The sequence below is a fragment of the Cohnella candidum genome, from assembly GCF_003713065.1.
Classification (GTDB): domain Bacteria; phylum Bacillota; class Bacilli; order Paenibacillales; family Paenibacillaceae; genus Cohnella; species Cohnella candidum.
Genome location: NZ_CP033433.1, coordinates 676,589 through 697,676, shown reverse-complemented (window position 1 = coordinate 697,676; position 21,088 = coordinate 676,589). Strand labels below are relative to the sequence as shown.

At 59.2% G+C, this 21,088-nt stretch carries 17 protein-coding genes; 3 read left to right on the top strand and 14 right to left on the bottom strand.

The window, feature by feature from the left end:
* Window positions 1-18: 18 nt before the first annotated feature.
* Window positions 19-1,416, bottom strand: a complete 1,398-nt coding sequence (locus EAV92_RS03150) for an extracellular solute-binding protein (RefSeq protein WP_123039723.1) — start codon at window positions 1,414-1,416, stop codon at window positions 19-21.
* Between the two features lie 217 nt (window positions 1,417-1,633).
* Between EAV92_RS03150 and EAV92_RS03145 the strand changes: the two genes are divergently transcribed.
* On the top strand, window positions 1,634-2,749 hold the full coding sequence (locus EAV92_RS03145) for an HD domain-containing phosphohydrolase (RefSeq protein WP_241158420.1): 1,116 nt from the start codon (window positions 1,634-1,636) through the stop codon (window positions 2,747-2,749).
* 50 nt (window positions 2,750-2,799) lie between these two features.
* Here EAV92_RS03145 and EAV92_RS03140 read toward each other — a convergent pair whose 3' ends face one another.
* The 12 genes from EAV92_RS03140 to hemE all read right to left on the bottom strand — a co-directional run bounded on the left by EAV92_RS03140 (window position 2,800) and on the right by hemE (window position 16,972).
* Window positions 2,800-3,429 carry a fumarylacetoacetate hydrolase family protein gene (locus tag EAV92_RS03140; protein WP_123039721.1) on the bottom strand — a complete coding sequence of 210 codons (630 nt, stop codon included), beginning with the start codon at window positions 3,427-3,429 and terminating at the stop codon, window positions 2,800-2,802.
* A 14-nt stretch (window positions 3,430-3,443) separates the two neighbouring features.
* The gene (locus EAV92_RS03135) at window positions 3,444-4,199 is read right to left on the bottom strand and encodes a glycerophosphodiester phosphodiesterase (RefSeq protein ID WP_241158419.1); all 756 of its coding nucleotides are present in this window, start codon (window positions 4,197-4,199) and stop codon (window positions 3,444-3,446) included.
* Between the two features lie 61 nt (window positions 4,200-4,260).
* Entirely contained in the window at window positions 4,261-5,496 is a 1,236-nt protein-coding gene (locus EAV92_RS03130; protein WP_123039720.1) for a CapA family protein, read from the bottom strand.
* Between the two features lie 368 nt (window positions 5,497-5,864).
* Window positions 5,865-7,451 (bottom strand): beta-N-acetylhexosaminidase, encoded by a 1,587-nt coding sequence (nagZ, locus tag EAV92_RS03125; RefSeq protein WP_277424218.1) that lies wholly within the window; start codon window positions 7,449-7,451, stop codon window positions 5,865-5,867.
* 2 nt (window positions 7,452-7,453) lie between these two features.
* Window positions 7,454-9,094 carry a response regulator gene (locus tag EAV92_RS03120; protein ID WP_123039718.1) on the bottom strand — a complete coding sequence of 547 codons (1,641 nt, stop codon included), beginning with the start codon at window positions 9,092-9,094 and terminating at the stop codon, window positions 7,454-7,456.
* Window positions 9,066-10,946 (bottom strand): cache domain-containing sensor histidine kinase, encoded by a 1,881-nt coding sequence (locus tag EAV92_RS03115; protein WP_164472618.1) that lies wholly within the window; start codon window positions 10,944-10,946, stop codon window positions 9,066-9,068. Before EAV92_RS03115 ends, EAV92_RS03120 begins: the two co-directional genes overlap by 29 nt.
* Before the next feature lie 140 nt (window positions 10,947-11,086).
* Window positions 11,087-11,599 carry a molybdopterin-guanine dinucleotide biosynthesis protein B gene (mobB, locus tag EAV92_RS03110; protein ID WP_164472617.1) on the bottom strand — a complete coding sequence of 171 codons (513 nt, stop codon included), beginning with the start codon at window positions 11,597-11,599 and terminating at the stop codon, window positions 11,087-11,089.
* A complete protein-coding gene (locus tag EAV92_RS03105; protein ID WP_123039715.1) occupies window positions 11,596-12,876 on the bottom strand; it encodes a molybdopterin molybdotransferase MoeA in 1,281 nt (426 codons plus the stop codon). Before EAV92_RS03105 ends, mobB begins: the two co-directional genes overlap by 4 nt.
* A 14-nt stretch (window positions 12,877-12,890) precedes the next feature.
* Window positions 12,891-13,511: a molybdenum cofactor guanylyltransferase gene (gene mobA, locus EAV92_RS03100; RefSeq protein ID WP_123039714.1), complete on the bottom strand. Its 621-nt coding sequence runs from the start codon at window positions 13,509-13,511 to the stop codon at window positions 12,891-12,893.
* Between the two features lie 16 nt (window positions 13,512-13,527).
* Entirely contained in the window at window positions 13,528-14,979 is a 1,452-nt protein-coding gene (hemG, locus tag EAV92_RS03095; RefSeq protein WP_123039713.1) for a protoporphyrinogen oxidase, read from the bottom strand.
* Complete coding sequence (gene hemH / locus EAV92_RS03090; RefSeq protein ID WP_123039712.1) at window positions 14,976-15,920, bottom strand: ferrochelatase; 945 nt, start codon at window positions 15,918-15,920, stop codon at window positions 14,976-14,978. The genes hemG and hemH overlap by 4 nt, the downstream gene beginning before the upstream one ends.
* Window positions 15,917-16,972 (bottom strand): uroporphyrinogen decarboxylase, encoded by a 1,056-nt coding sequence (gene hemE, locus EAV92_RS03085; protein ID WP_123039711.1) that lies wholly within the window; start codon window positions 16,970-16,972, stop codon window positions 15,917-15,919. The genes hemH and hemE overlap by 4 nt, the downstream gene beginning before the upstream one ends.
* Window positions 16,973-17,136: 164 nt before the next feature.
* Between hemE and EAV92_RS03080 the strand changes: the two genes are divergently transcribed.
* On the top strand, window positions 17,137-18,336 hold the full coding sequence (locus tag EAV92_RS03080) for an MFS transporter (RefSeq protein ID WP_123039710.1): 1,200 nt from the start codon (window positions 17,137-17,139) through the stop codon (window positions 18,334-18,336).
* On the opposite strand, the gene EAV92_RS03075 is transcribed toward EAV92_RS03080, so the two are convergent.
* Window positions 18,303-18,941: an O-methyltransferase gene (locus tag EAV92_RS03075; protein ID WP_420888801.1), complete on the bottom strand. Its 639-nt coding sequence runs from the start codon at window positions 18,939-18,941 to the stop codon at window positions 18,303-18,305. The two genes, EAV92_RS03080 and EAV92_RS03075, sit on opposite strands and share 34 nt — an antisense overlap.
* Window positions 18,942-19,107: 166 nt before the next feature.
* Here EAV92_RS03075 and EAV92_RS03070 point away from each other — a divergent pair, with 166 nt between their 5' ends.
* Window positions 19,108-21,078 carry an LTA synthase family protein gene (locus EAV92_RS03070; RefSeq protein WP_123039708.1) on the top strand — a complete coding sequence of 657 codons (1,971 nt, stop codon included), beginning with the start codon at window positions 19,108-19,110 and terminating at the stop codon, window positions 21,076-21,078.
* Window positions 21,079-21,088 lie beyond the last annotated feature (10 nt).

Sequence of the window (21,088 nt, the reverse complement as noted above, 5' to 3'; positions counted from 1 at the left end):
TATTCCATTCGCTTGATGTTATTGTGCGGCTGCTCTTTCGGCGTCGGACACTTTTTGGATGGCGTCCGTCACTTCTTGAGCGGTGGCTTTGCCGGCGATCAGCAGCTGGATTTGTTTTTCGACTTCGCCGTTGACTTTGGAGACGACCAGGGAGTCGAAGTGAGGGAACACGGTCGTCGCCGCTTTGTTGGCGTCCAGGATTTTGGAAATGACCGGATCGTCGCTCGTCAGTTGGTCGGCCGGCACTTTCATGGAAGGCAGCACGCCGTCTTCCTTGAAGCCGCGGATTTGGAATTCGTCCGTGTACATGTTTTTAATGAAGGCTTTGACGGCGGCGCGCTCATTGTCGTTCAAGTCGGCCGAGAAGCCGTAGCCGTTGTTTTGGTTGTAGTTGACGGCCGTTTGGTCGCCTTTGCCGTTCGGAACCGACGGAAATGCGACGTATCCGACTTTGCCCGCCAGCGCTTTGCCGATCGCGTCGCCGTCCGCCTTGAAGGAGGATGCGCGCCACGTTCCGTCGAAGAGCATGCCGGCTTTGCCGGTGATGAATTGGTCGGTTTGGCCGGCGTAGTCGATGCCCAGCTCGCCTTTGGTGAAGTAACCTTTCTTCTCCCAATCGGCGTACTTGGCGAACGCGGCCACGACTTCCGGCTCATTCCATTTGTGCGTGCCGTTGCCCAGGCCGGCTTGGATGTCCGGACCTGCGTAACGGGCCATCATCGTGTTCACCATCATGAGCGGAACCCATGCGGCCGAGGAACCCATCGCGAACGGCGTGATGCCGTTTTTCTTGAGCGTTTCGGCGGCTGCTTCGAGCTCATCGAGCGTTTTCGGAGGATTGATGCCGTACTTCGAGAAAATTTCGGTGTTGTAGAACAGGCCTTCGGAGCTTGCGCCGATCGGGAGTCCGTAGATTTTGCCGTCGACCACGAAGGTGGAGACGTCCGTGAATTTGTCCTTGATGCCCAGCTCGTCAAGGATCGGGGTTACGTCCAGCAGCTTGCCGGCTTTCGCGTATTTCTGGCCGTCGCCCGGACCGCCGAACAAGTCGAAAATTTTCGGAGGATTGCCTGCGGCCATTTCCGCCGGCAGCTTCGTCCAGCGGTTAACGGAGTCTTCTACGGCGTCGTATTCATAGTTAGCGCCCGGAACTTCGGCTTCCGACCGCTTCACGACTTCGTCCAGGATGGCTTTGCGGAATTGCTGCGCTTGGCCGACTTGGATGTGACGAAGGGATATGTCGAATTTCTCGACTTTCGCCGGCTCGGACTCGCTCGGAGAAGCGCTTGCGCTCGATGCTGCCGGTGCCGAAGCCGACGGGCTCTGCGATGCTTTGTCGTTGCTGCCTCCGCAGGCCGCCAGTACGGTCGACAAGGCGAGCACGGACGAGATGACCAATGCCAGTTTTCTATTCATGCGGATGACCCTCCCTATAGGAATGTATGTGATCCTGCTTACACCCTTATTGTAAAATCCGTCCGTTGGCGAAGTAAGGGAGTCATTCCTTGAAAGGGGGATAGAATTCTCCAGACGATATTATCCCTTATCCGCTGATAGAAAAAAACAACTTTTAGCAGGATTCGACACGATTCGGCGCGAATAGAAAGGAGGGAACAAGTTAGGAGTGGAGCTCGTGTTTAAAAAAGAACTGTCATCCGAGGATCTGCTGAAAATCATCTTCGAATATACGGCGAAAATCGCCAGCGAAACGGAATTGAAAAGGGTTCTGGTACTCATGGCGAACATGGGCCGGGAAATGATCCTCTCGGATCGTTGCACCGTATGGCTCATCGACGAAGTTCGCAACGAATTGTACACCACCGTCGCGCACGGGGTGAACGAAATCCGGATCCCCTTCGGTACCGGGCTGGTCGGATCTGCGATCACGACCGGGGAATCCATCATCATCAAGGACGCCTATAACGATCCCAGGCATAATGCGGACAACGACCGCAAAACCGGGTATCATACGAAATCGATCATCACCGTTCCGTTCCGCAACAACGACGGCGAAATCATCGGAGCCTACCAAGCGATCAACAAGCTGACCGAAGTCGACTACTTCACCGAGCGGGACCTCGAGCTGCTTTCGCTCGCGGCATCCTACGCCGGCAAGTCGCTCGAATCCGTCATGCTCCACCAGGAGATCGTAGACACCCAGCGAGAGATCATCTCCACCATGGGTGAAATCGGCGAGATCCGTTCCAAAGAGACGGGCAACCACGTCAAGCGCGTGGCGGAATACTCCTACGTGCTGGCGCTGGCCCTCGGCATGGATGTTGCGGAGGCGGAAGTGCTCCGGACGGTCTCTCCGATGCACGACATCGGCAAGGTCGCCATTCCCGACGCCGTTCTGAACAAGCCCGGCAAGCTGACCGACGAGGAATACGACATCATCAAGTCCCATACCAAAATCGGGCACCAGCTGCTGAAGGGATCGAAACGGAAACTCCTGAGCGCGGCGGCGATCGTGGCGGAACAACATCACGAAAAATGGGACGGAAAAGGGTACCCGAACGGCATGAAAGGTGAGGATATCCACATTTACGGCCGGATCACGGCAGTCGCCGACGTGTTCGACGCGCTAAGTGCGGAAAGGGTCTACAAGGCGGCATGGCCGATCGAAAAGATCGAAGCCTTGTTCCGGGAAGAACGGGGCCGTCATTTCGACCCCGACGTCGTGGACGCCTTCTTCCGCGAGCTGCCCGCGCTTCTCGAGATCCGAAGCAAGCTGACGGACGTGGAATAAACGAACCGGCTTATAGAAAAACGGCCCCGCACTTCATGCGAGGCCGTTTTTCATTTGCCTTCCATCGCGACTTTCGCGCTTCCGAGCGTCCGATCCCCGAACCACCATTCCAGTTCGTCCCCTTCGGACAGCGAGCCTACACCTGCCGGCGTCCCGGTGAACAAAACGTCTCCGGGACCAAGCCCGTAGGCTTGTCCCGTAAATTCGGCAAGTTCCCGAAGCCCGAACACCATGTCTTTCACGTTGCCCCGCTGAACTTCCTTCGCGTTAAAATTTAATCCGAAGTCGGTATCCGCAAGCACAGTCTCGCCGGGAAACCCGATCCACGTTCCAAGCGGCGCCGAATTCCGGAAGCCTTTGGCCGCGAGCCATGGGTGCCCTTTCGCTTTCAGGCCGTCCTGCACCTCGCGGAGCGTGAGGTCGAGCCCGACCGTGAGATGCGAGAACAGCTCGTCCGGCGCGATTCCCGGCTCGTAAGGCCGGCCGACGCGGACGACGAGCTCCGTTTCGTAATGGACCGCTCCCCGGTTGCCGGGAACGAGAAGCACGCCGTCCGTCACCGTAACGGCCGCATGCGACGGCTTCATGAACAGCATCGGCGAAGTCGGCACGTCGTTGCCGAGCTCCGCCGCATGCAGGCGGTAATTCCGCCCCACGCAAAATACGTTGCGAATTTCCATCGATGCAAATCCTCCTAGTTGCGAATGGCTTGCAGCCAGCGGTCCGGAAAGTTCGTGCAAATCATGATAGGCTCCGGCCGGTTGACCAGCTTTTTCAAATCGGCGGCTTGGTCCACGGTCCAGGCCATCACGGTGACGCCCGCCTGCTCCGCTTGCTGCAGCAGCGGAAGGGTAAGATGGCGGAACCCGATGGACAGGAACGTACAGCCGAGCGACCGGACGTTCGCGATCAGGCCCGGCGGCTGATCATTGATGATCAACCCGGTCGGCACGATATTCGTCAATTCGCGCACCGCAATCAAAATGGCGGGGTTGAACGAAGTGATCACGACGTCATGCTCCATTTTGCGGACCATAATGGCATCGAGAACCCTACGCGCGGCCAGCGGCGGATGAGCATCCTCGGCTTTGATTTCGACGTTGAGACGGCAGCGGCCCGCGGACAGGGCCAGCACCTGGTCCAATGTTGGCACGCCTTCCTTGGAGTAGGAGGGATTGAACCAGCTGCCCGCGTCGAGCGCGGCCAATTGGGCGGCGGTGTAGTGGGAAACCCGTCCTTGCGCGTTCGTCGTCCTCTTCAGCGTCGCATCGTGGATGACGACCGGTATTTGGTCTCTGGACAGGTGAACGTCCAGCTCCATCCATTGCACTTCGGGCATCGCCAAAGCCATCCGGAATGCGGCCATCGTGTTTTCCGGGGCTTTGCCGGAAAATCCCCTGTGCGCCACGCAAGGGTGCTGCTTCATGCGCTCCACTTCCGTCAACGGCATGAAATCCATCCTCTCTCGCAACCAGCGTTTCCGTCGATCCCACGCTTTTTTCATTCCGTATTTAACGATTCGCCACAATTTCACCGTTCTCCTCTACCGTTGCCGCCGTCGAAACGGCGGACAAATGCGCGAGCAACGCTTTCCCGGCGGCTTCGTCCATAGGCGCCGGCTGCGCGCTCGTCGCTTTCATCGGGTGCAGGGTTAAGGAGCATGACCCTTCTTTGCTGCATTCCGCCGTCAGAAGGCCCGTGTCGGCCGATTTAGGCGATTTCGTGCCCGAAAATACGAAATTGCCGAGACTGTAGGCGATCCACTTGCCTTTGTAAGATTCGAAGCCCTGCAAGACATGGGGATGGCTGCCGATGACCAAATCCGCTCCCGCGTCGATGAATTTGCGGCCTTTGAGCGTCTGGTCGGCAATGGGCTTGTCGGTGTATTCCACGCCCCAGTGTACCATGACGACGACGAGGTCCGCGTTTTTCTTCGCGGCTTTGATCGCCTCGACGGCCCTGGAAGAATCGTACGTTTCCGCCACGCCGGGATGGTTGCGGCCGGCCTTCCAGCCCACGTTCGGCACGACGTTGCTCACGCCGATGAACGCGGTGGTGATGCCTTTGGACTCGACGTAGACCGGCGTAAAAGCTTCGGCGTCGTCGAGTCCGGATCCCATGTGTTTAATCTTATGATCGTCCAATGCGTCCATCGTATCCTGCAAACCGACCCAGCCATAGTCCAGCGTATGATTATTGGCAAGGCTTAAGACGTCGAAACCGGCGTCTTTGATGGCCGGAAGCGTCAGGGCGGAGCCTCGGTACAAATATTCTTTATTCTGCTCCGGCGTTCCGCGTTCGGTAATGGATGATTCCAGATTGCCCGCCGTGATGTCCGCGGATTGCAGCAGAGCGCTCGTCTGGCGGAACGGATAGTCGAAGCCGTTCTTCTCCATTAGACGGGCCACGCTGCTTGCGGGCAGAATGTCCCCGACGAACGCGAACGTAATCTTATCGCTAGATTCCGCGGGCGGGGCGCTTTCAGATGCGATTGGCGAGTCTGACGGATCCGCACTTTCCTCGGACGGCTCGGCTGCGCTAGCCGCAGGCGATGCATTCGGGAAACTCTCCGTTGCCACGGGCGCGGGCTGCGCGACCCCATTGTCCATCCGGTCCGTGTAATACCATACGAAGGCGACGACGGCTATCAGCCCCAGCAGCACGAGATTGAGTACAGCCAAAAAGCGGACTCGGCTTTTGCGTCTTGAACGCTTTTTCTCGTTCGTGCGGGTGCGCGAATAGGACATGAATCTACCTCCGGATAAAATGTATCTTCTTCTTCGACATTATAGCATTTGGCAGGGAAAGGGCATACAAGGGGATAAGAAAAACGGCCTTTCGGCCGCCCTCTTCTAGGTCTTTGGAAAGTCATTGCAGCCACTATCCCTTTGGCTCAGGTGTGGGTCCTACCCGAACTGCGTTCTGGCCACTATCCCTATCGCTCAGGCCGTCTGGGCTTCCCCCTTCCCTGAGCGATAGGGATAGTGCTCATAATACGCACAACCTGAGCAAAGGGAATAGTGTTCAGAATATGCGTACCTGAGCGAAAGGGATAGTGTTCATAATGCGCGAAAACACGATATGTTCAGGCATGCGCGAGCCACCCGACGAGCCCTTAGCTGCCGCGGGGATAGTCACCGACAGTGATCGGAAGACGAGCCGTTGCGGTCACCCTGCCGGACAGCACGCCGGCCAGAGCGGTCATCATCGCGGGCTTGTTTTCGTAAGCGCAAATATAAACCGGTACCCCGGGGTTCTCCAACAAATCGTACGGCGTCCGCCCGGCTGCCAGGATGAAACGGCCCCCGTGGCGAGCGGAAATTTCGCGGATCAACCCGGATTGCTCAGGTGAGAAACCTGCATTATAGGAGACGAACACGACGGTTCCGCTCTTTCCGTCCACGGAGGCCAACACGGAATCCGCCTCTTCTTTCGTCGGCTGGGTCCCGACCCGCACTTCGTTCACCGCGTAACCTTCGGCGGAAAGCGCCGCTCCCAGCGTCCATTCCTGGGCGATCACTTCGATGACTTCCGTTCCCGCGCGGGCTTCCGTCCAAATGACCGTAACGGGTTCGTTCGCCGGAAGCGGAAGCTCCGACCTGCCCTTCACGAGCGTGACGGCTTTCTCGCTCAGCTTCCGGGCGACTTCGGCTGCGGCTGCCGAGTCGGGTGCCTTCCCGTTGCCCGCGAACAGGCCGCGTTTCTCCTTCAACGCCATAATCCGAGCCACCGCGTCGTCGATGCGGCTCTCGGGAATTTCCCCGGCGTGCACTGCTTCCAACACCGCTTCCAAAGCGGCCCTTTGCCGATCCAAGCGGTGGCTGACAAGCACGATGTCTGCGCCGGCTTTGATCGCCTGGACGGCTCCGCGCGCAACGCCGATCGTCTCGGAGATCGCGTTCATTTCCATGCAGTCGGTGACGATGACGCCTTTGAAGCCCAGCTTCTCGCGCAGCAATCCGGTCAGAATCCGCGGCGATAACGTGGCTGGTACACCGTCCGGCTCGAAAGCGGGAAACACGACGTGCGCGGTCATGATCGCGTCCACGCCGCGCTCGATCGCTTTCCGGAACGGGACGAGCTCCACCCGGTCCAAGCGCTCCTTGTCGTGAGGAACGACGGGCAGCTCATAGTGGGAGTCCGATGCGGTGTCCCCGTGGCCGGGGAAATGTTTGGCGACGGCGACCATTCCGCCTTGCTGGAAACCTTCCACTGCAGCGGTGCCGAGACGGGCGACCTGCGCCGGATCTTCGCCGAAAGAACGGACGCCGATGACCGGATTCCGCGGATTGTTGTTCACGTCCAGGCAAGGCGCGAAGTTCATGTTTACGCCGATGCTGCGAAGTTCTGCGGCGGCCAGCTTCGCCGACTCGAACGTGAGCTTCTCGTCGTCCGCCGCCCCTTGCGCCATCGCGCCCGGCATGACGGTTACGCCTTCTTCCAAGCGCACGACCATGCCGCCTTCTTGGTCGATGGACAGGAACAGCGGCGTACCGGCCGCCTGCTGCAGCCGTTCGGACAAGGCGGCGACCTGCGCCGCGTCCTTCAAGTTCCGGCGGAAGTATACGACGCCGCCGATGCCGTAGTCCCGGATTAAGCTCAAAATACCCTCATCAGGCTCCGTCCCTGGGAAACCGCACATGAAAAGCTGCCCGATTTTCTCCTTCAAACCCCATTGCCGCCATTCGTTCGATTGTGCCACGATTACCGTTCTCCTCCCAATGGCCATGACTGAAGCTCCGCCACGCCTTTTTGATTCTGATGTTTCTCCCTGAATTCCGAAGGAAGCATGCCCGCGTATTTGCTGAATACCCGGGTAAAATACCGCCTTTCGGCATAACCGACCATTTGGCCGACTTGCGTAACGCTTTTATCGCTTAAGGCGAGCAGCGACTTGGCCATTTCCATGCGCTGCCTGGTCACGTATTCCACGAACGTTTCCCCGAAATGCTGCTTGAACAGCAAGCTGAAATAGCTGCCGCTGATGCCCAAATAATCGGCCAGCGTATCAATGCTGAGATCGGTGGACAGGCTGCGTTCGATGTAATCGCGCGCGGAAAGCATGAGCACGTCGCTCGTCTTTTTTTTCATGACGCTCTCGAGAGACTGGTCTACCAGCTTATTGATGACGGCCAGCGTATCCCGGATGCCCGGGTTGCGGTCGATCCGCTCCCAGATCGCCGTTTCCTCCTCCCGGGAGAAGACGTCCATCGCGCGCATTTCCCGGAACAGGTGCAAGCACAGGTAATGCAGAATCGGTTCCGCCCGGTCGGAGGACGTTTCCGGAAGCCTGCGGAAGCTGTCGTTCAATTCCCGCAGCGCCGTCTCGGTTCTTCTCCTGTCGCACCGTTTCAGCCCGGAAACCATCTCTTCGATCCAGTTCCAGAGCATTTGCGAGGACGAGTCCTGGCTGCCCCGGTTTTTCTCCGGCACGATAATGCCTACTGCCGTGGACGACGTCAAGTTGAGCAGCCTTTGCAAGCCTTTATGGGCGCGCGCCAACCGCTCGATCGGAACGGGCGCCGGATCCAGCGCGACCCGGATGCCCAGCTTCAAATAACTTTCGACGGACGAACGGAGCAATTCCGCCCACTCGAGGATTTGGCTGCGGTCGAACGGATCGGACGGCCGCCTCTCGATGAGCACGCACCATTCCCCGCTTCTCACCTGGAGAACGGAGTGATGCAGGCTCAAGGAGGCCAAGCTTTCCTGCAAAATGTTCTGCACCGCGAAGTTCCAAAGCTTCCGCTCCTTCTCCTCCCACGTATGTTCCTTTTTGGAGTAGTCGGCGACGTCCACGAGCATCATCGCGAAGGTCAGTCCTTCGGCTTCCGCCTCATGCATTTGGAGAATCGTGCGGGAAGAGCCGCCGCCTAAATCGACGAGCAAGTCGTAGAGCACCTTCTCGTAAGCAAGATGGAAAACGCGTCGCCATTCCCGCTGCATCGATTGCTGTTCCACGCTGCGCTCGCGTACCCCGTTTGCCAGTCGCTCGACCGTATGGCTCAATTCCTCGTAGTCGATCGGCTTAAGAATGTAATCCTTCACTTCATAGCGGATGACCGAACGGACGTAGCTGAAATCTTGGTAGCCGGTCATCATGATGACTTCCGCTTCGGAATCGAACTTCCGGAGCTCCTCGAGAAAACGGATGCCGTCCATCACCGGCATGCGAATATCGCAGAGGATAATCTTAGGCCGTTCCTGCTTGGCGATTTCGAGCGCCTGCTCGCCGTTGCGGGCGGTGCCGACGACTTCGATGTCCATCGTTTCCCAAGGAATGACCGCTTTCAGGTTTTTGAGGATGTTGGCTTCGTCATCCACCAGAAGAGCTTTGACCTTCATGCGCTTCACCTCCGGCCGATTTGGGCACGACGAGTTTGATGACCGTTCCGTACCCCGGGTAGCTGCATAGGATCAAACCGCACGAAGGGCCGTAATGGATGCGCAGACGATCGGCCACGTTGCCGACGCCCAGCCCCCTCCGTTCCCCCGTTTCGGGCGATTCCGCGTACATTTCCTCCAAACTGGTCACGCCCTGAAACGCGAACCGGGCCAGCGTCTCCTCCGGAATGCCGATGCCGTTGTCCTCGACGAAGAAGGCGATATGGCTGCCTTCTTCTTTCGCGGTGACGCGAATGCGGCCCATATATGCGATGCCTTCGAAACCGTGCTGGATGCTGTTCTCCACGAGCGGCTGCAGGGTCAGCTTCAAAATCCGCTCCCGCAGCAGCTCCCTCGGCACGTCGATTTCGTACTCGAACAGATCGTCGAAGCGGTATTTTTGGATTTCCAGATAGCTTTGCAGATGCTCGAGTTCCTGCTCGATCCGGATTTCTTCCCTCTGCTGAATGCTGATTCGCAAAATTTTGGCGAGCATCTGCACCATCTTGCTGACTTTGCGACCTTCGTTCTGGATGGCCAAAATGTTGATCGACTCGAGCGCGTTGAACAGGAAATGAGGCTTGATCTGCGCTTGGAGCAGCATCATTTCGGCCCGTCGTTTGCGGCGCTGCTCCTGCTTGACGTCCTCCAGCAGTTCGGAAACCCGGTGGACCAAGCTGTTGAAGCCTTTGGAAAGGCTGGTCGTTTCGTCGTTGCCGATGACCGGCACCTGCGTCGTGAGATCTCCCCGTTCCACGCGTCGCATCGCCTTCACGACCCGGATGATAAACGAGATGGTCCGGCGGACGAACAAAAGGTTGAACACGACGGCGCAAGCCAGTGAAGCGACGGTGATGAAGATCATCCAACGGAGCACGATTTGCATGTCCCCCGACAGATACTGCCACGGCGTGACGGATACGAGCTTCCATCCGCCCCCGACGCCCAAACGCTCCAAATCCTGAAGATCGGCGACGGACACGAGGCTTTTGACGCCTTGGAAAGCAAGCGTCTTGCTCTGGTATTCGGTCGTTTTGAGGTTGAGTCCCTTCGGGGTGGCCGTGTCGGCCAAATCCGCGAAACCGGCCCCTTGAAGCTCCGACTTGGAATCGAAAATGACCGTGCCGTTCTTCCCGACGATCAGGTAACGGCGGTCCAGCTTGCTCTCGTTGCTGTAAAAGCTGAAAATGCGGTTCAGTTCCCGCATTTGGTAGCGGATGACGAGAATGCCCTTCTTTTGAAGGGTGTCCACGTCCAGAAGGACCCGGATTTGCGTAAAGAGATTGTTCGCCCCGGTCAGTCTTTTGTCCTCGAAGGGCGCGACCCAGACCGGGGAGCCGTTTTTGCGGAGCACTTCCGGGAAAATCGGGTTTGCTTCCAGCTCTTCGAGGGGGATCGTCGTGTCGGGAAAATAGTTGACTTTGATAACCCGGTCATCGTTGCGATAGAGTGTAACCGATTTCAAATCCGGACTGGTGAGCAGCACCCGGCGACGGAGAAGCTCCTGCTCGCGCAGGCTCTCGTATTCCTGGTTTTGCTTTTTCGCTTCTTCGCTGACCGCATTCGGATCGTACGCCCCTTGCAGGCTTTCTACGCTGTCTTTGGTCGTGACCCAGAAGTCGGAAAACGAGTTCGCTTCCCGGATCATGTTGCTGATATTCCGTCCGATCGCCTTCAGCGTCGTTTCGGTCTGCTCGGCGTATTTCTCCTGATTGATATGCTGGAACATGAAATACGACACGCTGCCCAGCACGAACAAAGGCACGATAATAAAGGCGATGAAGGCGGCGAAAATGCGTTTGGACAAGCTCATGCGGCTCGTTTCCGTCCTCTCCCGTCGGGTCGCTCTCATCCATTATAGCAGGGATTCACGAGATCAAATCGACTACGGAGGGATAAAAATCTCTTATATGGACATGGCGACAAAAAAAAGCGGACCGCGGTCCGCCTTCCTTATCGCTTTAAGTATAGAGTCCGGACATGCTCAAGCAAGGGCTCGAAACGCCGCTCATCCGTTCGAAAAACAGGGAATCCGGACTGACGCGCGGCTTGTTCCGCCAATGGAGCGGAGGTGCGAAGCGCGACGCCGGCGATGTTCGGGAGCCGGAGCAGCTCGGCATCGTCATCCCCGCGGAGTAATACGAGCTTGGGATGGTCAGCGTTTTTGAAGCCTTCCACGATGACGGCGTCCACGCCTTCCGCTTCCATGCCGGCCAGAAGCTCGTCCAAGGAGGCCGGCTTTTCGCGCACCCACATCGTGCGGGAATCTGACGAAAGCGCGGTGAAACGGGCGCCTGCCTCCCGGTGCCGCCTCGTATCCGCGCCTTCCGGTTCGGGATCGGCGTCGTGGGCATCCCGCTTCAACGTGCCGACGATCAGACCGGCGGAAGCGAACAACCTGACCAGCTCAGAGGCGAGCGTCGTTTTACCCGCGTTTTTGTAGCCAACGACCTGCAGCACGATCATGCGGAGCCGCTCCTCCATTCTCCAAGCGGGATCACCGGCACCAGCGTTCCCCGCTCCAAACCTTCCTTCAGCGGGGGAATGACCATCAGGCTGTCGGCTTCCGCGATCGTCGTCATCAAGCTGGAGAAATCGTCTCCCGCCGGACGGACCCAAGCGGAGCCGTCCCGCATTTCGATACGGCTTCGCACGTAACGGGGATAGGCGTTGATTTTCAGAAACGGCTCGTCCAAACGGGCTTGGAACGTCGCATTCTCCGGATTGGGCATCCGCATCATCTTCCGCAGCACGGGGGCCGCGAACAGATGGAAGCCGACGAAGCAGGCTCCCGGGTTGCCGGAGAGCGCCAGCAACAGTTTCCCGTTCAGGACGGCCGCCGTCGTCGGACTCCCCGGGCGCAGGGTCACCTTGTTGAACAGCGTTTCCCCTTCCCACCGTGCCAGGATGTCGACGAGCACGTCGAAATCCCCGACCGAAACGCCCCCGGTCGTGATCATCAGGTCGTTCTCCGCCAAGCCCTGGCGGATGAGAGATTCGACCTCGCCCGGCGTATCGGAGACGCTGCCGTAGAGGACCGGCTCCGCCCCGGCTTCCCGCAGCAGCGCCGCCAGCATCGGCGCGTTGCTGTTGCGGATGCGGCCGGGCGCGAGCGGCTCGTCCGCGCCGAGCAATTCGCTGCCGGTGGCCAGCACGCCGACGCGCGGTCGCCGCGCCACGGGCACGTTCGCGAAGCCGAAGGCGGCCAGCAGCGCCGTCTCTCCAGCACCGACGCGGCGCCCTTCGGCGAACAGCGGCGTGCCGGCGGCGACCTCGCTGCCGATGCCGGCGACGTTGCGGCCTCGGGCCACGTTTTTGCGGATGCGGACGAAGTCCAGTCCGCCGCTCTTATCCGACTCCGTCATCTCCAGCATGACGACGGTGTCGGCGCCTTCCGGCATCATGCCGCCGGTCATGATGCGGGCCGCTTGGCCCGGCCCGACGGCGAACCGGGGCACCGCTCCGGCCGGCAGCGATTCCAGCACCCGAAGGCGGACGCCTTCGGGGGAGTCCGCGGCGGGCAGGTCTTCCGCCCGCACGGCGTAGCCGTCCATCGCCGAGCGGCGGAACGGCGGCAGCGGATGGGGAGCGGCGACCGCTTCCGCCAAGCGCCGGCCCCAGGCATCGTGAAGCGGCACGGTCTCCGCTTCAAGCGGATTTACGCGCGGAAGGATCCGTCCGAGCGCTTCCTCCGGGGAGATCGCGCGGCGGCGGAACCTGTCGGGCAATGGGGAAGCGTTCATGGCTGCCTGCCTCCTTAACGAATCTCGGAATCTTCGACTCTGCGAAGTCGCTCGTAAGCTTCCGGCGTATCAATGTCATCGGCGAAGCGGTCCGGGACGCCCGCGTCTCGGAACCGTTCCTCCGGAATGCCGGTCCAGGACATGCGATCAAGCAGCGCGGTCATGCGCCTTTCGCCTTGTTGAAGAAGTTCTTCCGCGACAACGTGAACTTCTTTTCGGTAGACCGCATGAAGCGGCTGAGGACGCCCGCCGATGATCGGCAAGACGGCGAAGACGCCCTCTTCCCGCATCCGTTCGCAAAGAAGCGAGGCCGCCCGGGCATCCGCCCAGGGCTGATCGCAAGCCAGCAGCCATACAAGCGGGTGGCGAGCCGCGGCGAAACCCGCCTGAAGGCCGGCCAGCGGCCCTTCTCCGGCAAAACGATCGATCACGACGGCGACGTCTCCTCGCCGTCTGAGGTCCTCGGCGAAATCGCCGTCTTCCGCGACGACCACGATGATGTCGTCGGTCCAGCCGCTCGCCTCGCGAATCTGCCGTTCGATGAAAGGAACGGCTCCGAACGTCAGCAGCGCCTTGTTCCGGCCGCCCATGCGCCGGCCTTGACCGCCCGCCAAAATAACCGCCGAAGCCTCCATCCCATCATTCCCCCCGTTACTCGTTCAACAAGCGGACGATCGATTCCGCCGCCTCTTTCCCTTGCGCCACGCAATCCGGCAGCCCGACGCCGCCGAACGGCTGGCCCGCGGCCAACACGCCGGGCAAGCGATCCGCGAGCTCCGTCAGGAAGGCGTCCGCCGCTAGGCGATGGCCGACCGGATATTGAGGCATGGAGTGCCGCAGCCTGGTGATTTCCACGAACTCCGGCTCGGCATCCAAGCCCATCAGCGCCTTCAAATCGCGGCGGACGCCCGCCGTGATATCCTCATCGGAAAGCTCAACGTTGCTTTCCTCGCCCGCGCGGCCGACGTAACAGCGGACGAGCCGCTTTCCTTCCGGCGCGGTGTGCAGCCACTTGGACGAAGTCCACGTGCTGGCCGTGATGAGGCTTCCTTCGCCGCGGGGCACGAGGAAGCCGGAGCCGTCCAGCGGATGGCCGAACCCCGCCGCATCGTAACCGAACACGACGTTTGCGACCGAGATGTAGTTGATTCCGCGCATCGAGCTCACGTCGACGTGCGGCTCAAGCAGCCCCGCGATGCCCGACGCGGGCAGCGCGACGATGACGGCATCCGCGTCAATGGGCTCCCCCTGCTCCAAGAGCAATCGATAAGCCGGCGACGAGTTGGGTTTCTCCAGCCCGACGACGCGGGCACCGAGGCGAATCTCGCAGCCGTACTCTCTCAGCCGAGCCTCCAAAGCTTCAACGACGGTCGTAAGCCCCCAGCGGAACGTCAGGAACGCCGAACCGATCGATCTTTCGGCCGCTTTGTCCTCGGGATTTTTCTGTTGCGCCGCTTTCCGCGCTTCCGTCATGCCCCGGATGAGGCTGCCGTACTGCCGTTCCATGTCGCGGAACTGCGGGAACGTCGCTTCCAGGCCCAAGGCGTACAAATCCCCGGCATGGATGCCCGCCAGCAGCGGCTCGAAAATCCGTTTCACCATTTCTAAACCGAAACGCCTCTCCAAAAACGCGCCCACCGTCTCGTCGGGCGCTCCGGCAGGCAACGGCGGAACGTCGACTTCCTCGAGCGCTCTTTTCTTACCTTCTTCGGAAAGCAGGCCGGTTTTCAGGAACGCTTCCGCGTCCGTCGGCACGCCCAAGTTCAAACCCGCAGGCATCGGGTGCAGAACGCCTTCACGGGCGATGTACGTTTTCTTCGCCTCCGGGTTCGTTCCCGTGAGCTGATCGCTTAAGCCTAGCTCTTCGGCCAACCGGACCATCGGCAGCTTACGGGCGAGAAAGGAATCCGGCCCCCGCTCGATGAAGAAACCGTCGCGGCGCAGCGTATTCACCCTGCCCCCCAGCCGGTCCGTGCCTTCCAGCAGCACAACGTCGATCTTGATCCCTTGCTCTTCGGCGGCCCGGTACAAATAAAAAGCGGCGGCGAGGCCCGTAATTCCGCCTCCCAATACCGCCACTTTGCGAATGTTTGCTTGTGTCATTCTGCAGTCCCCCCGAGCGCCTCCCGGACCGATTCGGCTATGGCCGCCATGTACCGGGGGTCGTCATTCAGCATGTCGATCCGCTCCAGGCGCATTCCCAAACCGGCCGCATGCTTTTTCGCTTCGAGATCGATGTCGTACAGCACTTCCAAATGGTCGGACACGAATCCGACGGGCGTCACGAGAACTTCCTTCGTTCCTTCCGCCGCCAGGCGATCCAGCGTTTCGAGAATGTCCGGACCGAGCCATGGCTGGCCGGTCTGTCCGGCGCTTTGCCACGTGAACTGCCAGTGCTGCACGCCGGCAGCCTCCGCCACCGCGCGGGAAGTTTCCAGCAGCTGCTCCGGATAGGGATCCTTCATTTCGAGGATCTTCTCCGGCAAGCTGTGGGCGCTGAACAGCACCATCACCTGCTCCTTCCGGTCGCCGAAACGGTCCAGCGCGTTGCCGACGCGTTCCGCGAGCGATCTGATCAGCGCGGGATGCAGGTGGTATTGCTTCACGAAGGTCATGGAAATGCCATGTTTCTCCGCTTCTTCCGCCGCACGCTTGATATACCCGCCTACGCTCATGGAGGAATACTGAGGCGTCAGCACGATGCCGACCGCTTGCGTAATCCCGTCCTTCGCCATCGCGGCGACTCCGTCCTCGATATACGGCGGGGCATGCTTGAGCCCTTGGTAGCAGACAAAGCGGCCTTTGCCGGCCATTTCGTCGAACGTCCGCTGCAGCGCGGCAACCTGCCTGTCCGTATTCTCCCGAAGCGGAAACACTCCGCCTACGATGGACTTATACCGGCCGGTCAAGTCTTCGAGCTGCTCCGGCGTCGGAGGGTGTCCCCGGCGGATGTGGGTATAGTAAGACTCAACCTTGTCCATATTTTCCGGCGTTCCGTACGACATGACGAGCACGCCGATTTTGTTGTTCGCGGTATCGCTCATGCTCTCACCTCCGGCCGAAGCTTCTCCGAGGAATATTCGTGAATGAATGCGGTCAAATCCCGGAGCTTCTCCAAGGAAGCTTCCGGATAAAGTCCGTGACCGAGATTGAAAATGAAGCCGTCTTCCTGCATGCCTTCATCCAGCAGCCGTTTCGCGTGCTCCCGAATGACCGCTTCGGGCGCTTCCAGCACGTACGGATCCAGATTGCCCTGGACGGCGAAACGGCCTTCGGTCCGGCTGCGGCCTTCCGCCAGCGGTACCCGCCAATCCAGGCCGACGACGTCCGCCTGCAGTCCGGTCAGAGAAGAAAGAAGTTCACCGGAGTTGACGCCGGGAAAATAGATTTTCGGAATCGGCAGGTCGGAGATCTGCTCGAAAATGCTTTTCACGTGAGGAAGCACGTACTCCCTGAAATCGTGCGGAGCCAGAGCGCCGACCCAGCTGTCGAACAGCTGGACCGCCTTCGCTCCCACTTGATGGTGCGCCCGAAGATAAGCGACCGCCATGTCGGACAGCTTGCCCATCAAGCTGTGCCAAACCGCCGGCTCCCGGTACATCAGCGATTTGGTGAGCTGATAAGACCTCGACGGCTTGCCTTCCACGATGTAGCTCGCCAGCGTGAACGGCGCTCCGGCGAACGTGATCAGCGGAACCTCGAGTTCCCGGTCCAGGATCCGGATCGTTTCGAGGACGTGAGCCAGGTCCTTCTCGACGTCGATCGGTTTCAACCGCTCGACGTCCGCCGCGGTCGCCACCGGGTTGTGGATGACCGGGCCGACGTTCTTCACGATGTCGAAATCGATGCCGATCGAAGCGACGGGGTTCATGATGTCGGAATACAGAATCGCCGCGTCGACGCCGAGCTTGCGCACCGGCATGAGCGTGACTTCGGCCGCCAGCTCGGGCTGGCGGCAAATTTCGAGAAGCGAATATTTTTCTTTGATTTTACGGTAATCGGGATCGTACCTTCCGGCCTGCCTCATGTACCATACGGGCACCCGATCGACGGGCTGCTTGCGGCAAGCGCGGAGAAAACGGTCGTTATAGGCCATCCGGCATCCTCATTTGCTTGGAGTGATTGGTTTTCCTTTCTTTTCATTATGCCCTTTATCCACAGCGCCCACAACCTGCCGGGGCCCGCGGAGTATGACAAAAGCATGACAATCGGATTATACTGTCAATACTTGATGGGACGGACTGGAAGGAGTCGAAAATCGTGCAGCGCTGGAAAATCAACCTTACCGTACTATGGTTCGGCAATTTTCTCGTCATGGCGGGCATGACGATGATTACCCCGTTTTTATCGCTTTACTTAAAACAAGACCTCGGCCTGACGAACGAACATGAAATCGGCGTCTGGGCCGGTCTTATTTTTGCGGCCAACTTCGTGACCTCTTTCCTGTTCCAGCCGATCTGGGGCAAACTTTCGGACCGTTACGGCCGCAAAATCATGCTGCTCCGCTCCGGCTTCGGCATGGCCATCGTGATGGCCGCCATGGGCTTCGCGCAAACGCCGCTGCACATGCTGCTGCTCCGGATGGCGAACGGCATCATCTCGGGCTTCTCGCCCGCGGCCGTGTCGCTCGTGTCCGCCGGCACCCCGAAGGAACGGATGGGCTTCGCCATGGGCACGCTGCAGTCGGGTGGCACAGCGGGCGTCATTCTCGGCCCGTTTCTCGGAGGACTCATGGCGGACAGCTTCGGCTTCCGGCCGATTTTCTACATCACCGGTTCGCTGCTGTTCATCGCGTCGGTCCTGTCCTGGATCATGGTGCGCGAAAACTTCGACCGTTCCGCCGCGGCCAAAGCACCGGAGGTCAGCATCGTCAAAGGCCTTCGCGAACTTCTCGACATTCCGCAAATCCCGGTGCTGCTGACCGTTACGCTGCTGATCCAATTCGCGATGCTGAGCCCCATGGCGTTAATCCCGCTGTATGTCGAAAAACTCAACGTGCCGCCGGAGACGCTCGGTTTCTGGTCCGGATTCGTCGGCTCCGTCACCGCGATGTCCAACATGATTTGTTCCCCCTTGCTCGGAAGACTGGGGGATAAGATCGGCGCGACGAGAATCCTGCTGATATCGCTGCTCGGATCCGCCGTCATGTTCGTGCCGCAGGCGTTCGTCGGCACCGTAGGCGAGCTGCTCGTCTGGCGCTTCATGCTCGGATGCTTCATGGGCGGCTTGATCCCGACCGTCAACGCGCTGCTTCGAAAATACACGCCGGACGGCAAGGAGAGCCGAGCCTTCGGCTTCAACGGGAGCGCCCTCAGCCTCGGCAACATGCTCGGCCCCGTCATCGGCGGCGCTTTATCCGGCCCCTTCGGCATCCAGGGGCTGTTCATCTTGTCCGCCGCGCTGCTCTTTGCCACCGGCGTCTGGTATTACTTCACCATGGCCAAGGCAAGACCGTCGTAAGCCGGCAAATGGGCGCCCGTGAGCCGCGGATCCTGCGCGATCCGGCGGTTGAACTCGCGCATCGCGAGGACGGACGGCCCCATTTTGTCGGGGTTGACCGTTCTTCCGCGGAGCAGCGTGTTGTCGGCAGCGATGACCGCGCCGGGCCGGGCAAGCCGGATCGCTTGCTCCAAATAGTTCGGATAGTTTTCCTTATCCGCGTCGATGAAGAAGAAATCGAATCGCCGCCCTTCCACCGCGAGCTTCTCCAGCGTCGCGGAGGCATCCCCGACGATCGTCTCCGCGCGTTCCCCGTAACCCGCAGCCGCCAGGTTGCTACCCGCGAAAGCCGCGTAATCCTCCCGAAGCTCCAAAGATGTCAACCGTCCTTCCCCCGTCATGCCCCGCATCAAGCAAATCCCGCTGTATCCCCCCAGCGCGCCGATCTCCAATACATTCCGAGCTTTCGTCAACGCCACCAGCAGCGTCAGCAGCCGTCCGTACCCGGGCGCAATCGAAATCTCCGGCATGCCCCGTTCGCGTATCCCTTCAAGCACGCGCTCCAGATCGGCATCCTTATCGAAAAGCGAATCCAAATAGCTTTCGATTTGTTCGCTCATGACCATCTCTCCTCCTAAAATCAACCGCTATCGCAACTTATTCTCCCATTTTATCGTATATGGGGTGCCTCAACATTATTTTCGCATTGTTTCTCCATGATTTATCGTTTGTAAAACTTTACCCGCTCGGGCTATACTGAAATTTGATTTCCGGTAAAGGAGCCATCCATACATGCTTACGCAATTGCAGACTCAAGCTCGCAAAGGCTTGCGAATTTCCTTGAACGGTCTCCGCTACTTCCCGTTCTGGGCGGCAGCGCTGATGATCGTGGCCATGCTGTACAAATTGGCTTACTTGGACCGGCATCTGAACGTCGGCGGCATGAATCATTGGAAATGGGAAGTGAACCTCGGCGCCATGCTGCTGGCCGCCAGCTGGACGGCCCTGCTCGGTCCCCGCGCGAGGATGCTGGCGCTCGTCATCGTCGACCTGCTTCTGTCGACGGTCATTTTCTCCGACTTGGTGTATTTCCGCTATTTTAAAGACTTCATTTCCGTTCCGGTGCTCATGCAAGCCGGGCAGGTCAGTTCCCTGCAAGACAGCATTTCGAGTCTGATCATTTATAAAGACGCCATTTATTTCGCGGACTTGCCGATCGCCATTCTGATGGCCGTTTGGGTCTTCCGCAAGCGCAGCCCCAAAAGGGGCTACAAACAGCCGGGCACGCGCAAATTCCGCCTGTCCATCCGCGTTGCCACCGCCATCCTGGCGTTCGTCATCGGCTACCAGTTGATCGCCATCCCGGTCGCGGAGCAAAAGAAGGGCTGGGCTGCCGGTTTGTTCGAAGGCAACTGGTGGAACATTCCGATCTATAACGTAACCGGGCTGTTCGGCTTCCACGGTTATGACGCCTACCGTTATGCCAAGGAAAATTGGCTGGGCGGCGGTCTCTCCGACAAAGAGCTTCAGGAAACGAAAGATTGGATGAGCAGCCGCAAGGAGCTGCAGAAGCAAGCCGAATCCGATCCGCTCTTCGGAGCTTACAAAGGCAAAAACGTACTCGTCGTTCAAGCCGAGGCGTTCCAAGCATTCTTGATCAACCAGAAAATCGGCGGCGAAGAAATTACGCCGAACTTGAACAAGCTCATCGGTCAGAGCGTATACTTCCCGAACTTCTACCACCAGACGGCCAACGGGCGGACGTCGGATGCGGACTTCGCAACAAGCTGTTCCCTTCATCCGGTAACCTCGGGCTCGGTCTTCATCCGCTTTGCCGGACACGATTTCGACTGCCTGCCCCAGATGCTCAAAAACGAAGGCTACGGCGCGACCGTCCACCACGCTTACGACGGAAGCTTCTGGAACCGCAACAACATGTACCACAACATGAATTACGACAAGTTCTACAACATCAAGGACTTCAAAATCGACGAGCCGCTCGGCTGGTCTCTCGGGGACAAATCGTTCTTCCGCCAAACCGTCGAGCAAATCCAGGAAGCCGGCAAATCGCCTTTCTATGCCATGGCCATTACGTTGTCCAGCCATCATCCTTATGCGATCGGTAAACACGAGCTCAACATCGGTGACCTGAACGGCTCGCTGCTCGGCACTTACGTGCAAGCCGCCCACTACGTGGACGAAGCGGTCGGCGACCTGGTGAACGAACTGAAGCAAGCGAACCTTTGGGATAACACCATTCTGATGTTCTACGGCGACCACGACAACTCGATCAGCAACTGGGACGATTACGCCAAGCTGTTCGGCCGTCCGGTCACCGAGCTCGAAAAAAGCACGATTCTGAAAAAGGTGCCTTTCTTCATTCATCTGCCGAACGACGAGCACGCGGGAATCAACGAGAAAGCCGTCGGCCAGATGGACACGGCACCTACGATCCTTCACCTGCTCGGCATCTCGACGGAGAATTACGGCATCATGGGCATCAGCGCGTTGTCCTCCACGCCGAATACGGTCGTCTTCCGTAACGGAGGCTTCACGGACGGCAACCTCTTCTTCGTGCCGAGCAACGAAGGAATTCTCGGCAAGGGAACGTGCTACTCCATGAAGGACGGCTCCGTGCAGGACGTTGCGGCATGTCAGCCGGGCGCCAAAGCGGCTCGGACCGAGCTGCAAGTATCCGACCGGATCGTGGAACATGATCTGGTCCCCGACGTTCGAGAGGGTACCGCAGCAACAAAATCCTAAATTTAATCGA

Coding starts and splice junctions, on each gene's coding strand:
- EAV92_RS03120 (WP_123039718.1), bottom strand. CDS start 9,094: ATGAAGGTCAAAGCTCTTCTGGTGGATGACGAAGCCAACATCCTCAAA.
- hemH (WP_123039712.1), bottom strand. CDS start 15,920: ATGAGCGATACCGCGAACAACAAAATCGGCGTGCTCGTCATGTCGTAC.
- EAV92_RS03135 (WP_241158419.1), bottom strand. CDS start 4,199: ATGCCGTTGACGGAAGTGGAGCGCATGAAGCAGCACCCTTGCGTGGCG.
- EAV92_RS03075 (WP_420888801.1), bottom strand. CDS start 18,941: ATGGTCATGAGCGAACAAATCGAAAGCTATTTGGATTCGCTTTTCGAT.
- EAV92_RS03115 (WP_164472618.1), bottom strand. CDS start 10,946: ATGAGCTTGTCCAAACGCATTTTCGCCGCCTTCATCGCCTTTATTATC.
- hemG (WP_123039713.1), bottom strand. CDS start 14,979: ATGACACAAGCAAACATTCGCAAAGTGGCGGTATTGGGAGGCGGAATT.
- EAV92_RS03140 (WP_123039721.1), bottom strand. CDS start 3,429: ATGGAAATTCGCAACGTATTTTGCGTGGGGCGGAATTACCGCCTGCAT.
- EAV92_RS03105 (WP_123039715.1), bottom strand. CDS start 12,876: ATGAACGCTTCCCCATTGCCCGACAGGTTCCGCCGCCGCGCGATCTCC.
- EAV92_RS03130 (WP_123039720.1), bottom strand. CDS start 5,496: ATGTCCTATTCGCGCACCCGCACGAACGAGAAAAAGCGTTCAAGACGC.
- hemE (WP_123039711.1), bottom strand. CDS start 16,972: ATGGCCTATAACGACCGTTTTCTCCGCGCTTGCCGCAAGCAGCCCGTC.
- EAV92_RS03150 (WP_123039723.1), bottom strand. CDS start 1,416: ATGAATAGAAAACTGGCATTGGTCATCTCGTCCGTGCTCGCCTTGTCG.
- mobA (WP_123039714.1), bottom strand. CDS start 13,511: ATGGAGGCTTCGGCGGTTATTTTGGCGGGCGGTCAAGGCCGGCGCATG.
- mobB (WP_164472617.1), bottom strand. CDS start 11,599: ATGATCGTGCTGCAGGTCGTTGGCTACAAAAACGCGGGTAAAACGACG.
- EAV92_RS03070 (WP_123039708.1), top strand. CDS start 19,108: ATGCTTACGCAATTGCAGACTCAAGCTCGCAAAGGCTTGCGAATTTCC.